14 protein-coding genes are annotated in these 14894 nt (G+C 71.8%); 2 read left to right on the top strand and 12 right to left on the bottom strand.

What is annotated here, in order from left to right:
* Positions 1-67 precede the first annotated feature (67 nt).
* Positions 68-562: a carboxymuconolactone decarboxylase family protein gene (locus tag AC07F3_RS04930; protein WP_479110510.1), complete on the bottom strand. Its 495-nt coding sequence runs from the start codon at positions 560-562 to the stop codon at positions 68-70.
* Between the two features lie 181 nt (positions 563-743).
* Between AC07F3_RS04930 and AC07F3_RS04925 the strand changes: the two genes are divergently transcribed.
* Entirely contained in the window at positions 744-1673 is a 930-nt protein-coding gene (locus AC07F3_RS04925) for an RNA polymerase sigma-70 factor (RefSeq protein WP_479110508.1), read from the top strand.
* A 161-nt stretch (positions 1674-1834) separates the two neighbouring features.
* Positions 1835-2098: a hypothetical protein gene (locus AC07F3_RS04920; protein WP_479110506.1), complete on the top strand. Its 264-nt coding sequence runs from the start codon at positions 1835-1837 to the stop codon at positions 2096-2098.
* A 90-nt stretch (positions 2099-2188) separates the two neighbouring features.
* Here AC07F3_RS04920 and AC07F3_RS04915 read toward each other — a convergent pair whose 3' ends face one another.
* From AC07F3_RS04915 to AC07F3_RS04865, 11 genes are all read right to left on the bottom strand, one after another.
* Positions 2189-3217 (bottom strand): ATP-grasp domain-containing protein, encoded by a 1029-nt coding sequence (locus AC07F3_RS04915; RefSeq protein ID WP_479110504.1) that lies wholly within the window; start codon positions 3215-3217, stop codon positions 2189-2191.
* Positions 3218-3237: 20 nt separating this feature from the next.
* Positions 3238-4419 (bottom strand): ATP-grasp domain-containing protein, encoded by a 1182-nt coding sequence (locus AC07F3_RS04910; protein ID WP_479110502.1) that lies wholly within the window; start codon positions 4417-4419, stop codon positions 3238-3240.
* Between the two features lie 55 nt (positions 4420-4474).
* Complete coding sequence (locus AC07F3_RS04905) at positions 4475-5494, bottom strand: TauD/TfdA family dioxygenase (RefSeq protein ID WP_479110500.1); 1020 nt, start codon at positions 5492-5494, stop codon at positions 4475-4477.
* 64 nt (positions 5495-5558) lie between these two features.
* Positions 5559-6650, bottom strand: a complete 1092-nt coding sequence (locus AC07F3_RS04900; RefSeq protein WP_479110498.1) for an amino acid kinase family protein — start codon at positions 6648-6650, stop codon at positions 5559-5561.
* Positions 6647-7684: an aspartate-semialdehyde dehydrogenase gene (locus tag AC07F3_RS04895; RefSeq protein ID WP_479110496.1), complete on the bottom strand. Its 1038-nt coding sequence runs from the start codon at positions 7682-7684 to the stop codon at positions 6647-6649. The genes AC07F3_RS04900 and AC07F3_RS04895 overlap by 4 nt, the downstream gene beginning before the upstream one ends.
* Positions 7685-7748: 64 nt before the next feature.
* Positions 7749-8444 carry an HAD family hydrolase gene (locus tag AC07F3_RS04890; protein ID WP_479110494.1) on the bottom strand — a complete coding sequence of 232 codons (696 nt, stop codon included), beginning with the start codon at positions 8442-8444 and terminating at the stop codon, positions 7749-7751.
* Positions 8445-8482: 38 nt separating this feature from the next.
* Positions 8483-9727 carry an MFS transporter gene (locus AC07F3_RS04885; RefSeq protein WP_479110492.1) on the bottom strand — a complete coding sequence of 415 codons (1245 nt, stop codon included), beginning with the start codon at positions 9725-9727 and terminating at the stop codon, positions 8483-8485.
* A gap of 5 nt (positions 9728-9732) precedes the next feature.
* Positions 9733-11169, bottom strand: coding sequence for a diaminobutyrate--2-oxoglutarate transaminase family protein (locus AC07F3_RS04880; protein WP_479110491.1), 1437 nt, complete (start codon positions 11167-11169; stop codon positions 9733-9735).
* Positions 11166-12410 carry an MFS transporter gene (locus AC07F3_RS04875; RefSeq protein WP_479110489.1) on the bottom strand — a complete coding sequence of 415 codons (1245 nt, stop codon included), beginning with the start codon at positions 12408-12410 and terminating at the stop codon, positions 11166-11168. Before AC07F3_RS04875 ends, AC07F3_RS04880 begins: the two co-directional genes overlap by 4 nt.
* A complete protein-coding gene (locus tag AC07F3_RS04870; protein ID WP_479110487.1) occupies positions 12388-13638 on the bottom strand; it encodes an ATP-grasp domain-containing protein in 1251 nt (416 codons plus the stop codon). The genes AC07F3_RS04875 and AC07F3_RS04870 overlap by 23 nt, the downstream gene beginning before the upstream one ends.
* Positions 13631-14887, bottom strand: coding sequence for an ATP-grasp domain-containing protein (locus AC07F3_RS04865; RefSeq protein ID WP_479110485.1), 1257 nt, complete (start codon positions 14885-14887; stop codon positions 13631-13633). The genes AC07F3_RS04870 and AC07F3_RS04865 overlap by 8 nt, the downstream gene beginning before the upstream one ends.
* Between the last annotated feature and the right edge of the window lie 7 nt (positions 14888-14894).

Genomic DNA, 14894 nt, shown 5'->3' with positions numbered 1-14894 from the left:
CACGCCTTCCGGCAGTGTCACCCTGCCCGGCCGGGATCTCGTGATCCCGGGCCGGGCAGGCTCCCGTTCAGTGCCCGCCGGCGACCGCCGCGGCGAACGCGCCGACCTCGTACGAGCCTCCCCGCTGGTGCACGATCACGGCCAGCCGGTTGGCCGCGTTGATCAGGGCGACCAGCGCGACCAGCGCCGCGATCTGGTCGTCGTCGTAGTGCTCGCGGACCAGGTCCCACGTCTCGTCGGACACGCCCTGCCGCGCGTCGGCGATCCGGGTGCCCTCCTCGGCGAGGGCCAGCGCGGCCCGCTCGGCCTCGGTGAACACGGTGGACTCGCGCCACACGGCGACCAGATGGAGCCGGACGGCACTCTCGCCCGCGGCCGCGGCCTCCTTGGTGTGCGCGTCGACGCACCAGCCGCAGCCGTTGATCTGGCTGGCGCGCAGCGACACCAGCTCCCGGGTGGACTCCGGCAGCGTCGACTGGTGGATCGCCATGCCGGCGTTGGCGAACCGCTTGGCGAACTTCACGGCGAACTCGTTCTCGAACATGTTGAATCGGGCTTCCATGTCGTCGTCCTCACTTGCTGTGTCGTGGTGGTGCGCTGGACGAACAAGAGATGCCGGCCGCCGGCCCGCTGTGACAGGGAGACGATGTGACGCAGCCCACGGATCGCGGGTGTCACACAGGACCGGGACCCGGCGTCTTGTGGGCGTGGCACCGTCCGGAGCGAACAGGCAGGAGCAGCCGGTGAACAGCGAGCACAGTGAGCACCACACGCACGCGCAGGAGGCGGCCGGGGGGCTCGACGCCGCCACCGAGGCGTTCGTCGCCCAGCGCAACCTGCTGTTCACCGTCGCGTACGAGATGCTCGGCTCGGCCGCCGACGCGGAGGACGTACTGCAGGAGACCTGGCTGCGGTGGGCCGGGGTCGACCTCGGCGCGGTGCGTGACCGGCGTGCGTACCTGATCCGGATCACCACCCGCCAGGCGTTGAGCCGGCTGCGGACGCTCGGCCGCCGCAAGGAGTCCTACGTGGGGCCCTGGCTGCCCGAACCGCTGCTCACCGCGCCCGACGTGGCCGAGGACGTCGAGCTGGCCGACAGCGTGTCGATGGCGATGCTCCTGGTGATGGAGACGCTCAGTCCCACCGAGCGGGCGGTGTTCGTGCTGCGGGACGTGTTCGACCTCGGGTACGACGAGATCGCCGAGGCCGTCGACAAGAGCCCGGCCGCGGTCCGCCAGATCGCGCACCGGGCGCGGGCCCATGTCGCGGCGCGCCGGCCGCGCGGGACCGTCTCCGCCACGGAGACCCGGGACGCGCTCGACGCCTTCCAACGGGCCGTGGAGACAGGGGACTTGCGGGGGCTGCTCGACATTCTCGCGCCCGACGTCGTCTTCCTGGGGGACGGCGGCGGGATCAGGCAGGCCGTCCCGCGGCCCGTCCGGGGGGCCGACAAGGTGGGCCGGCTCTTGGCCGCCGGGCTGGGCAACCTCACCGCGGCGACGCTGAGGCTCGCGCAGGTCAACGGCTACCCGGCGCTGGTGCTCCGCTTCGACGACGCGATCGACACGGTCGTGGCGGTGCGTCTCGACGACGGCCTCATCACCGGCCTCTACGCGGTACGCAATCCGGAGAAGCTGTCGCGCTTGGAGAGGGAGACCTTCCTGCGCCGCTGAGTGCGTGGGCGGGTGCGGCCCCCGGAGGGCGACAGAGGAGGGAACCTGGAGCGGGGGCCCCGCGTCCCACGGGCATGGGCAGACGAACGGGGTACGCATCGGCGGGGCTCCTGGCTCTCACGGCAGGACTCGCGCTGTCCGGCTGCGGCACGGATCCGGGGGTGACGCGGAGCATCAACCGGCCCGTCGCAGCCCAGGGCCGGACCATCACCGTCACCACGGAAGTCGGCGGCTGCCAGTCGGCGCGCCTCACGGCCGACGAGTCCGCGAAGACCGTCTCCCTGACGCTGCGGGTGGGAACACACCGCAAGAAGGGAGAGATGTGTCCGGCCTACATAGCCCTGCGCCCCGTCAGCACCACCTTGCGCCAGCCCGTCGGGGCGCGGGCCGTGGTCGACGCCTCGACCGGCGAGCGGCTGAACTGACCCCGGCCCAGAGTGACCCCGCCTTCGGGGAAGTGTGCCTGTGCCGGGCAGACCGTCCCGGTCTGCCCGGCAGCAGGACACGGGCGGTCCTCAGGACGCCAGCGGGGGCCGCTCCGGGCCGAGCTTTCCGCCGGCCCGCAGGGCGGCGAGGACCGTGTTGACGGCGTGGGACGACTGGTCCTCCCCGGTGGCGCGGCGGTGGTAGTTCAGGCCTCCCGGATTCTCCATGTTGATCTCGATGACGTACGGGTAGGCGAGGTCGATTCCCACGTAGTAGATGCCGTGCGCCATCAGCCGCTTTCCCAGGACCCGGACGAAGTCCTCCTCCTCGGGGGTGAGCCGCAGCCCTTCGAAGCGGGCCCCCACCGAGGCGTTGGCCCGGTTGTCGTTGTCCCGGTGGAACCGCAGGAATCCGGAGACCGCCGTGTCACCGGCGATGATCACGCGCTTCTCGTTGGTCCGCACGTTGGGGATGTATTCCTGCACCGCGGTGTGGCGCTTGGCCATGCCGATGATGTCGCGCCCGTAACTGATGTACCGCGAGGCGGCGTTGCCCGTCGCCGAGCTCAGCAGCGCCGAACGGTTGCGGTCCTTCTCGTTCACCACGTAGACGTCCGCGCCGCACCCCTCGTTGGTGGGCTTGATCACCCAGGAGCGCTCGCTGTCGGAGCCGACCAGGTCGTTCAGGAAGTCGAAGTCGTTCGACACGTAGGACACCGGCAGGTTCTCGGACGGGACCACCGCTCCCAGGTTGATCTTCGAGTTCAGGTAGAACAGCGCGGTGGCGTCGTTGACGAAGGGCACCCTCTGGTTGAGGAGCCAGATCAACTGGAAGTAGTCCTTGCTCGATTCGGGGTGGGTGCCCGCGAGCACCCACACGAGGTCGAAGTCCTCCGCCGACGCGTAGGACTCGCTCAGTGTCGGGAAGTCGCCGCCCGCCTCGAACTCGCGCGACAGCTTGACCTGGTCGCACACGACGACGGAGTCGTGCACGCACAGCGAGTCGATGTCCCCGATGGACACCTCGTGCCCCTCGCGGTACAGGGCGCTCGGGATGATCGAGTGATTGTCGAGCTTGAACTTGTACGCCTCTGACACCAGGACCAGGATCTTGTACACCGGATTCGCCTCTCTCGGATTCACGGGGCCGGCTGTTCGTCGAGCCGTGCCATGAGCCATGCCTCGGCCTCGAAGAGCCGTTGTTCGACTTCCGCCGTGTCGGCGCCCCGCACGATCACGAAGCACAGGTGGGACGCGCTGTAGAAGGTCACGGCGTCCGGTGCGATCCGCTCGTTCACCTCGTAGTGGGTCACCCACGGGAAGGGGGGCCTGCCGGGCACGTTCACCGGGCGGCCCTGCGGCAGGATCGAGACGGACCCGTGCACCTCGGCGGGCGGCGCCGTCGCGGGCGGGTCCACGGGCAGATCGCAGGACAGCCGCAGCGAGGCGGTGTGCAGATCCACCCCGTAGGTCGCCCGGGTCAGCGCGGGAATGCGGTCGCCGCCCACGCGGGAGGCGATCTCGCACAGCACCAGACGGTCGTCCGGCGTGTGGAACACCTCCAGGTGGTACGCGCTGGCGGGAGGCACGTCGAACGCGTCGAGCGTCCGGTCGAAGAACTCCTCAAGCCGCTTGGCGAACGGGTCCTCGGGCCGCAGCTGCAACGACCCGTTGTTCTCGCCCGAGAACACACCCAGGCAGCTGCGCAGATAGCGGGAGGAGGCCACGAAGCGGTAGCCGTCGGCGATGACCGCGTCGACGTGGTACATCTGCCCCTCGACGAAGTCCTCCACCATGAGGTCCTCGCGCCACACGGTCTGGCTGAAGGCGAGGAGGTCGTCCTCGCCGCGCAGCACCGAGATGTCCCGGGAGCCGCCCTGTTTGACGGGCTTGACCACGACCGGGTAGCCGGACTCCGCGATGAAGTCGGTGAGATCGACGATCGACTCCAGGCGGGCGAAGTCGGCCGTGGGCACCGTGCGGCGCGCGACCTCCTTCATCACCACCTTGTCGCGGAACGAGAGGGCGCTGCGCGCCGACTGCCCCCGGATCCCGAGGCTCTCCCGCATGCGCGCGGCCCGTTCCAGGTCGTACTCGTTGTCCGTGACGATGTGCGTGAACGGCTCGTCGCGGGCCAGGCGCCGGATCATGAGTTCGGCGTACGGCACGGCCTCGCAGTTCTCGACGTACTCGTAGCGCGCGAAGGATTCGGGGTTCTTCAGCTCGTGGTGGCTGAACACCTGGAGCCGGTCGACCAGTTCGGGGAGCATGGCCGCGTAGTCGAGCTTGGGTCCGTAGTTGATGACGGCGACGTTGCTCATGAGCTGTCGTCCTCCGGTGTGGGGCATGGGGCGGGGTGGGTGCGGGCGGGCCGCGTCAGTGGAGGCGGCGCACGCCGGGGACGCCCCGGTGGCGCAGGTCCCACTGGTTGCGGCGCACGTAGGCGCGCTGGAGCCAGCGGTCCCGGCCGTCGTAGCGCGCGGTGAACTGCGAACGGGCGTGCAGGCCCTTGCGGTTGTTGATGAGCAGGACCTGTCCCGGCCGCAGGAACACCTCGTGGGCGACCTCGCGGCAGGCGCTCTGGAGCCGGTCGAGGGCCGCGCGTGCCTCGTCGTCGAGCGGGTGGACGCCGTTGGCGGCCGCCGACACCTCGGGGCAGTGCGCGGGCCCGCTGATCATCGGCACCGGGTGGGACAGCACGTCGACGCCGCCCGCCACGTCCCGTACGTAACTGCCGGGCGCGTTCATCCGGAACCGGGGGCTGCGCAGGATCTCCAGGGCGCAGGCGTCCAGGGCCCGGGAGATGTCGCGGGCGTCCGCGTAGTAGGTGGCGGCCAGGCCTTCGGGGTCGGCGCGCAGGCAGCTCAGGACGAGGAAGTCCGGGCTCGCCAGGTCGTAGCGGCCGCTCTCGTCGTGGACGATGTCGTTGTGGAAGTTGAGGAAGACGGACGAGCCCTGGTTGGTCTGGGTGGTGGCGCCGCCCCGCACGGGGACGACGTCGTGGATCAGCCGGCCGTTCTTCTCGGTGGTGAACCCGACCGGCTCGCCGAGCAGTCCGCTCAGGCCGAGCAGCACCCCTTCCGCCACGAAGGTGGCCTTGTCGGGGCTGGGACCGCCGTCGGTGGGCGTGCCGGGCAGCCGGGCGTCGACGGGGGCGTTGCGGACGTAGCCGACGCCCGGGGTGTCGGGGTGCCGGCCGAAGTCCTGGATCTGCTGGAGCGTCCGGATGGGCAGCTGGGCGAAGATCTGGAGGTAGCGGGACATCGACCAGTCGATGTCGGCCACCGGGTCGGGCACGGCGGCCAGTTGGGCGCCGATCCCGTCGCGGACGCTGTCCGGCAGTTCGATCTCGGCGAGGGTGGCGTCCTGGGCGACGGCGAGGTCGAGGGCGGTCATCTTCGTACTCCTCCCTGGAGCGGTTCACATCCGCGGCGGCTCGGGGCCGCCGGGTTCGACGGGGTCAGACCGGCAGGGTCTGCGCGGTGCGGGCGGGCAGCCGGTCGTGGAGGCGCTGGGCCAGGCGCACGGCGTCGGCCTCGTCGGGCGCTACGTACACGGTGGCGTGGCCACCGCTGAGGACGGTCACGGGGATGCCGACGAGGCGTCCGGGCGCCAGGCCATGGCGGCGCTCGCACGCTTCGTGGTCCACGTAGCCGCCGATCACCGCCACGCCCGGACGGTCGTCGAGGCGCAGCGCGGCCACCCCGTCCGAACGGAACGCGTCGTGGGCCCGGTCCGCCGAGGCCCCGTCGGCGTAACGCAGCACCACGGAGCGGGAGTTGAGGACCACCGCCTCGGCCGGAGCGGCGTCGGTGCCGATCACGGTGCCCGTGGCGAAGGGGGCGGTGTTGCGTCGGCAGACAATGGTGACGCCGTGCTCGCGGGCCAGTCGTACGGAGCGGTCGTGCAGCACCTTGGCGCCGTGCCGGGACATGGTGGCGGCGTCGGCGAAGGACACCCGGTCGAGCAGGCGGGTTCCGGTGACGCGGTTCGGGTCGCAGCTGTGGATGCCCGCCACGTCGGAGTGGATCTCGCAGGTGTCGGCGCCGAGGGCGACGGCCGCGGCGACCGCCGACAGGTCGGAGCTGTTCTTGCCGAGCCAGGTGGGCCGGCCGAGGTCGTCCACGGCCTGGCCGCCGGGCACGACGACCACGTCGTGTTCGGCGAACGCGGCCCGCAGCGGGGCCGGGTCGACGCGGTCCAGGCGCGCCCACATGAAGGAGTCGGCGGTGGTGAACCCCGTCTGGTGCCCGGCCAGCACGGTGGCGCGCCGGCCGAGGTGGCGCAGGGCCGCGGTCAGCAGGTGGGCGCTGACCGTGTCGGCGAGGGTGAGCAGTCCCGCGGCGCACTCGTCGGCGGGGTGGGGGGCGACCGCGTGCAGCCGGCCGCGCAGCCGTTCGGTCTCGCCCGGCATGGCACTCACCACGACGGCCAGCGGACGGCCCTCGGAGCCGAGTCTGGCCGACAGCGCTTCGGCCAACTCGCCGTAGGCGGCGGGCGAGGCGAAGGTGGAACCGCCGAACTTGAGGACGGCGGGGGCGATCGTGGTCACAGCACTCCCCTGTCGTTCAGCGCCTCGGCGATCTGGATGGCGTTCAGGGCCGCCCCGATCCGCAGGTTGTCGGCCACCACCCACAGCCACAGGCCGCGCGGGTCGTGCGGGGTGACACGGATCCGTCCGACGTGGACGTGGTCGGCGGCCCCCGCGGTGCGCGGCGTCGGGAAGGCGCCGACGACGTCCCGGTCGTGGACGACGACCTCCGGCAACCCGACCAGCGCTGCGACCAGTTCGGCCCGGTCGACGTCCTGGTCGCACTCGATCCACACGGCCTCGGAGTGGCCGTTGACGACGGGCACCCGGACGCAGGTGGTGGTGACGTCGAGGTGGGGGATGTCCAGGATCTTGCGGGACTCCCGCAGCATCTTCTGCTCCTCCAGGGTGAACCCGGTGTCGAGGAGTTCGTCGATGAAGGGGATGACGTTGAAGGCGAGTCCGGGGCTGAACTCCTCGGCGGGGACGGGTGCTTGGGGGTCGTCGAGGACGATGCGGCTGCCCTCGGCGAGCTCGGCGATCCCGGAGTGGCCGCGGCCGGAAGCGGCCTGGTAGGTGCTCACCACCACGCGCCGGATGCCCCAGTGGTCCGCGATCGGACGCAGCAGCCTGACCAGGGGGATGGTCGAGCAGTTGGGGTTGGCGATGATGCCGCTGGCGGGCCGCTCGGCGAGGCGGTCCGCGTTGACCTGCGGGACCACCAGAGGGGTGTCGGGGTCCATCCGGAAGGCGTTGGTGTTGTCGATGACGAGGGCGCCCTGCGCCACGGCCGAGGGCACCCACTTGGTGCTGACCGAGCCGCCCGCGGAGAAGAAGGCGAGGTCGACGCCGGAGAAGTCGAAGGTGTCCAGGGCCTCGACGCGGTAGGGGCGCCCGTCGACGGTCAGTTCACGTCCGGCGGAGCGGGCCGAGGCGACGAGGTGGATCTGCCGGTAGGCGAAGCTCCGTTCCTCGATGAGCCGGATCAAGGTGGTGCCCACGGCGCCGGTGGCGCCGACCAGGGCGATGCGGGGGGCGTTCGGGGTGAGGGGCATGGTCGGTCGTTCCTTCCCGTGCTGGGGGGCCGTGCGGGCCCGGTTCAGGGGAGCGCAGGGCGCGTCACAGCAGGTGGTCGAGTACGGAGCGGAGGCCGTCGGGGCGTTCGGTGACGGGCAGGGGCGCCACGAAGTGGACGGGTGAGCCGAGCGCTGCCGCGCCCGCGTCGGCCACCCGGTCGTCGCCGATCATGGCGACGTCGGCGCCGGCGAGCCCGAGCCGTTCGTAGGCGACCCGGAAGAGGCGCGGATCGGGCTTGTCGACGCCGTGCTCGAAGGAGAGCACGTAGGTGTCGATGTACGGGTCCATGCCGTGGTGGCGCAGCACCGGGCGCAGGTCCCAGCCGATGTTGCTCACCACCGCGATGGCGACGCCGTTGCGGTGCAGCGTTTCGAGCACCTCCAGGGCGTCCGGGTAGGGCTGCCAGGCGGGGGCTGTCATGTGGCGTGCGTAGAGGGGGTCGATCAGCTCGGGCCAGGGCAGGCCCGCGGCCCGCAGGAGTCCGGTGTAGGCGGCGCGGTGGCGGACCACGTCGAGGTCCCGCTCCTGCCACAGCCGCATCAGCCGGGGCTCCACGTCGCGCGGCGCGGGCCCGCCCGGGACGGCGCCGAAGTCCGTCAACCGGCGTGCCCAGAGGCGGACTTGGTCGGCGTCGATGGTGTGCCCCGAGTCCGCCGCCACGGCGCCGAGCCAGCTCTCCGCGTTTTCCAGGTGGAACAGGGTGCAGTTGAAGTCGAACATGCAGCCCTTGACGGCCATGTGCTCTCCTCGGCTCCTGGCGCCGTGCGCCTGGTGGATCACGCGGCCGTGCCGCGGGCGGGATGGGGTGCGCTCAGGCGGGCCCGGCGGGTCAGCTCGCCGAGCAGGGCCGCGGTCGCGGCGAGCGCGGCGATGGTGGTCATGGCCCGGGGCAGCCCGAACGCCTCGGCGAGGAAGCCGATAGCGGGCGGGCCCAGGAGGATGCCGGAGTGGCCGAGGGTCGAGGCCACCACGACGCCGTGCGGGCCGCCGAGGGCGCCCGCGCGGCCGACGGCGGTCGGGAACACGTTGGCGAGGCCCACGCCGGTCAGGGCGTATCCGAGGAACACCAGCCACAGTTCGGGGGTCAGGGCGGCGACCAGCATGCCGGTGGCCGCGAGGAGTCCCCCGGCGATCAATACGGGTGACTCGCCGAGCCGTTCGAGCAGCCAGGTCCCCGACATCCGGGAGACCGTCATCAGCAGGGCGAACAGGGCGTATCCGGCGGCTGCCGTGCCCGGGCCGGTGTTGAGGTCGGTGGAGAGGTGCAGCGAGCCCCAGTCGGCCATCGCGCCCTCGCCGAACGCCGTGCACAGGGTGATGAGTCCGCACACGGCGATCAGCCGCCGGGTGCGGCGCGAGGCCGGGGCCCGCCGGGCCTGCCCGGGACGGGTCTCGTCCGGGCGCGGTACGGCCGGGGCGGGGAGCCGGGAGGTGACCATGACCCGGCCCGCGCCCACGGTGACGGCGAGCCCGGTCGCACTCAGGAGCAGCATGTGGGGAAGCGGGCCGAGGTGCGGGGCCAGCAGTCCGCCGAGCCCCGCGCCGGCCAGGGCGCCCGCGCTGTACGCCGCGTGGAAGGACGGCAGGATCGGCCGCTGGATCGCCTCGGCGAGCTCCACCCCGGCCGCGTTGAAGGCGACGTTGAGACCGCCGTACCCGGCGCCGAACACCAGCAGGAACAGGCCGAGTTCGAGGGGCGAACGGGCCAGCGGCGGCAGGACGATCGACAGGGACAGGACCGTCGCCGTGACGAGCGTGACCCGGGTGACCCCGAAGCGGCGGCACAGCCGGCCCGCCATGAGCATGGTGGCGACGGTACCGGCCGACAGACCGAGCAGGGCCATGCCGAGGGCTCCGGCGGAGGCGTCGATCTGCTGCTTGATGGCGGGGATGCGCACCACCCAGCCCGCGAACACGAAGCCGTCCAGGGCGAAGAAGAGGCTGATCGCCCACCGCAGCCGGGTCACGGGCAGGGCGGCGACCGGCCGCGGCGGCGGCCCGGTCCGCACTACTTGATCCATCTGCGTCACTTCCCGTCGCGCGGCGTCGCGTCGGCGAGGGCCGCGGCGAGGGAGTCGTGCAAAATGCGCCCCGCGATGTCGATCTCCTCGGCGGTGCAGTTCAGGGGCGGGAGCAGCCGCACGACGCAGTCGTCGCGGCCGCCGAGTTCGAGGATCAGGCCGCGCAGGAGCGCCTCGCGCTGCACGCGCAGGGCGAGCTCCGAGGCAGGACGCCCGGTGTCGGGGTCGGCGAGTTCCACACCGGTCATGAGTCCGAGGCCGCGGACGTCGCTGACCTGGTCGGTGAGGCGGCGCAGGCCTTCCAGATGCGGTGCGAGCTGCTCCGCGCGGGCCCTGACATTGGCGAGGACGCCGTCGCGCCGCACCGCCTTCATGGTCGCGACACCGGCGGCGAACGCGGCCTGGTTGCCCCGGAAGGTGCCGCTGTGGGCGCCCGGCCGCCACACGTCGAGCTTCTCGTCGTAGAGGATGATCGCGGCGGGCAGGCCGACGCCGCTCAGGGCCTTGGAGGCGACGACGACGTCGGGCGTGATGCCGTACTGCTCGAAGGCGAACCACGTTCCGGTGCGCCCGCAGCCGCTCTGCACCTCGTCGACGATCAGGGGGATGCCGAGGTCTCGGGTCAACTCCCTGACGCGGAGGACGAATTGACGGTCGGCGGGAATCACGCCGCCCTCGCCCTGGACGAGCTCCATGATCACCGCCGCGGGCGGTGTGATGCCGCCGTTGGGGTCGGCGAGTGAACGCTCCAGGTAACTGGCGCAGTTGACCGCGCAGGAGTCCCGCCGCAGGCCCAGCGGGCAGCGGTGGCAGTGCGCGTACGGGAAGAAGTGGACGCCCGGCATGCGGCCGCCGACCGGCGCCTTCTGCTCGACGAGCCCGGTCACCGACAGCGCGGCCAGGGTGCTGCCGTGGAAACCGCCCTGGAAGGAGATGATCTCCTCGCGCCCGGTGGCCGTCTTGCACAGCTTGAGGGCGGCCTCGACGGCGTTGGCTCCGGTCGGGCCGCAGAAGTGGATCTTGGTGTGGTCGCGCATCGGCGCGGGCAGCATGCCGAGTGCCAGGTCGGTGAACTCGTCCTTGATCGGGGTGGGGAAGTCGAGGCCGTGGACGAGTTCGTCGAGCTGGCGGTGGGCGGCGGCCAGCGGCTCGGGCGGGTTGTGGCCGAGCGGGAGCACCCCGGCGCCGCTCAGGAAGTCGAGGAAGACGTTGCCGTCGAGGTCCTCGACGTAGCTGCCCGACGCGCGGCGGATCGCGATCGGCAACCGCCGTGGGTAGGAGCGTGAGTTGGACTCGCGCCGGCTCTGCCGCTCCAGGAGTTCCGCGCTGCGCGGTCCCGGCAGCGCGCCCCTCACACGGGGGCGGCGCGCGAAGGGGGCCGCGTCGGGGGTCCGCGGGGCGCGGAGTTCGGTCTCGGGAGGACCGACGGTCTGGGTGGTCATGATCCACTCCACTCGGACGGGGAGGCGGGAAGCGTGGTGAGGTCGCCCTGGCGGGGGGCGGTTCGGGCCCGGGTCACCAGGGCGATGACGGCGGTGGCGACGAGGCCCTGGAGAGCGGCGTAGAGCCAGAAGCTCCCGACCGCGCCGCCGGACTGGGCGTGCGCGAAGAGCTGGCCGCCGACGATGCCGCTGGCGAACGAGCCAAAGCCGACGGCCATGCGCTGGCTGCCCACCGCGAGGGTCGGCCGGCCGGGAACGGCCTTGAGCGCCTCCAGGTCGTTCTTCAGGAAGACCACGGCCTCGCCGACACTCACCAGGACCGTGCCCACGAGGATGGCCACCAGGGTGTTCTGCGCGAAGGCGAGCAGCCCCAGGGTGAGCGCCGGGAGGCCGACGACGACCGCCCGCTGATAGCTCACGCGGCCGATCCACCGGGCCGCCAGGGGCTGGCCGACGATGACCAGGACGCTGTTGACCACGAGCGCCAGGCTGTAGACGATCGCCGGGTGGCCGCTGGTGACGAACACGCCCAGGTAGTTCTGGAAGTACCAGTAGACGTAGGCGCTCACCAGGGCCACCAGGGCGGGCGGGGTGAGGAAGGCCTGGGCCCACTCCCCTCCGGCGCCACCCTTGGCCGGGGCGGAACCGGTGTCGGCCGTGAGCAGCGTCGCGTGCAGCACCGTCATGATCGCGAACAGCGCGGTCACGACGGCGAAGACCAGGAACGGCATGCGCACCACGAGCACTCCGGCGATCATGGTGCCGAGCGCCATCCCCGTGTTCAGCGCGGAGTTGTTCACCGACAGCAGCACCGGCCGGTGCTCGTCGGAGACCTCGCCCACGAGGTACGCCTTGTTGGCCGGGGAGTAGAGCGCGTCGCCGCAGGCCGCGAGGATCACGGCGACGACCGCGAGCCGTGCGGTGCTCAGGCCCGCCATGAAGAGCCCGAACCCGCAGGTGCGGATGGTCAGCCCCACCACCATCGCGGTCTTGAGGCCGATCCGCTCGGCGATCAGGCCGCCGGCCAGACAGCCGGAGAAACTCAGGAAGGACGTCGCCCCGAGCAGCAGACCCACGGTGCCCATCGCCATGCCCAGCCGGTCGTGCAGCAGGATCGCCAGGTAGGGCAGCACCATGAAGCTGGCGAGCGGCATGAAGAACGAGGTGGCGAGCAGGAACCGGAGGTTCGCGGGCAGGGCGGCGAGTCCCGCCCACAGTTCAGAACGACGGATGCCAGACATCGCCGTCCTCGAACTCGATCCAGTACGTGCGGGCGATCTCTTCCTTCGTCCGTTCGGCGGCGGCCCGGTCGGGCACGCGCAGCCAGATCAGGCCGGGCCGCTTGGCGTTGTCGGCGACGGGCAGCGGCACCTCGCCCGGCCGTACGTTGATCTCGAAGTCGTCCACACCCTCGACGCCGCGCAGCAGCTCGGGGTCGGCCGTGCGCAGGATCGGCTTGCGGGGCGGGATCAGCGAGAGGACCATCCCGATGGCGTGGGTGGGGGGCAGATGGGGCGACGTGACCGTCTCGCCGCCCGGCAGGAGGCTGCGCAGCACGGTGGCGATCTCGTCGACCCCCGTGGCGTGCTCGACCATGCGGAAGATGCGGTGCCCGCCGATGCGGGTCTGCGACTCGATGATCACCGGCCGTCCGTCGGGGGCGACCTTCACCTCGGTGTGGGTGAGCCCCCAGGTGTGCCCGATGGCGTCCAGGAAGGAGACCACGGTCTCGCTGATCCTCGGAACGTGCTGGTCGTAGGGGGCGGGCGGCGGGACCGAGATCTCGGTGATGGCGAGGTTGGGGTGCCCGGCCAGCCTGCAGAGCGAGATCCCGGCGACGGCGTGCCGACCGCCCAGGGTCACCGTCTCCACGCTGTAGAGCTCGTCCCCGGCGATCAACTCCTCGGCCAGGTATCCGCCTTGCTGCCACATGTCCGCGTCGTTGAGCACGTCCTGGAGCTCGGCGGCGCTGAGGATCTGGCGCACGCCCACGCTGCCGGCCCCGGCGACCGGCTTGACGATCAGCGGCAGCCCGTACTTGGCGTGGAACTTGGCGAGGCCCTCGGCGTTCTCCACCCGCGCCCAGCCGAGCGCGAGCCGGGGGTGCCCGGCGAGGATCTCGCGCATCCGGTCCTTGTACCGGGTCGCGGCCACGGAGGCCAGGGACAGGCCCTTGACGCCGAGGGCGTCCGCGATCACGGCGGCGCTCTCCAAGCCGAACTCGCCGAAGGAGACCGCCGCGTGGAACGGCTGCTCGGCGTGCATGGCGCGGGCGGCCTGCAGACAGGCGACCGTCTGGTCGGCGGGTATCGCCCGCACGTGCCGGCACCGGGCCAGGACGTCGAGGTCGCGCGGGCTGAAGTCGGCGGTGTTCCCGATGAAGCTGACGTCGAAGCCGAGCTCGAAGGCGGTCTCCACCACCCCGGCCCAGCCGCTGAGAACGAGCAGATGAGGCGCGGACTCAGGCACGGTCTTCCCCTTCCGAGATCCGGCCGTCTATGCGTACGCCCAGCCCACCGGCGGCCGACAGCGCGTTCTGCAGGGCGAGTTCGGCGGTGGCGCCGTCGGCGAGCAGCACCGCGACGCAGCCGTCCTGGTGCGAGGTGGTCCGGATCGTGGTGCCGACGGGCAGCGCCGGATACAGCGCGGGAGCGCCGGGGTGGGCGGCCAGCGTCTCCTCGCCCACACACCCCTGGAAGACTCCGGTCCGGGGCGCGTAGAGCCGTACATGCGCGGCTCCCTGACGCACTGTCAGCTCCGCGTCCAGAAGCCCCGGACGCCGGCGCCGTACGAGGTCCACGAAGGCCTCGTACACATTGACGCCCAGCGCCCGCGACATCTCCTCGCCGATCAGCGCGCCGCCGAGGCGGGGGTTGATCTCGACGAGTTCGAATCCGGTGTCCGTCATGATGAACTCGGTGTGGGCGAAGCCCTCGGTGTAGCCCACGGCCTTGAGGACCTGCTCGATCCACTGGCCGACGTCCTCGGCCATGGCCTCGGGCAGCGCCACCGGGAAGGCGAGCGCCTCCTCGCGGAAGACCGGGGGCGCCGACAGGACACGGCTGCTGACCCCCAGGACCCGGGTGCGCCCCGCCCAGGTGAGCGTCTCGACGCTGAACAGCGGCCCGCGGAAGTAGGGTTCGGCGATCGGCCGGCCCCGCAGGCCGCCACGCCGCACCTCGTCGAGCACGGTGGTGAGCTCGGCCTCGGTACGGGCCAGCCACACGTTCTCGCTCCCGGTGCCCGCGCTGTCCTTCACCACCAGGGGCAGTCCGGTGCGCGCGGCCACGGTGGCGGCGTCCTCCGCCGGGTCCAGCGGCGAGCCGTCGGCCCGCGAGAGGCCGTGCTCGTGCAGGCGCTGCCGCAGCCGGGCCTTGTCGCGCACCAGCCGCACGCTCGCGGGGTCCTGGCCGGGCAGGCCGAGGCGCTCGCGGACGGCGAGGGCGACGAGACTCCAGGTGTCGGTGTTGCTGAGCAGTCCCGCCACGTCACCGATGGCCCGGACGGCGGCCTCGACGTCGTCGACGGCGTGGGTGTCGACGTCGTGGACGACGAGATTCCCGGGACGGCCCGCGGCGAATTCATGCGTGTATTCCGACCGGTCCCCGCACAGGAGGTGCACGGTCATGCCTTCTTCGGCGGCCGCGGCGGCGAGCCGGTTCAAGCCGAATTGCAGCCATTCCAGAGCGATGATGTTCCGGCCTGGTGGTGTTTTCACTGGGTTC

The sequence above is a fragment of the Streptomyces sp. NPDC045846 genome, from assembly GCF_056431605.1.
Note: the sequence above shows the minus strand (reverse complement) of the source record. Positions and strands in the feature narration are given on the sequence as shown.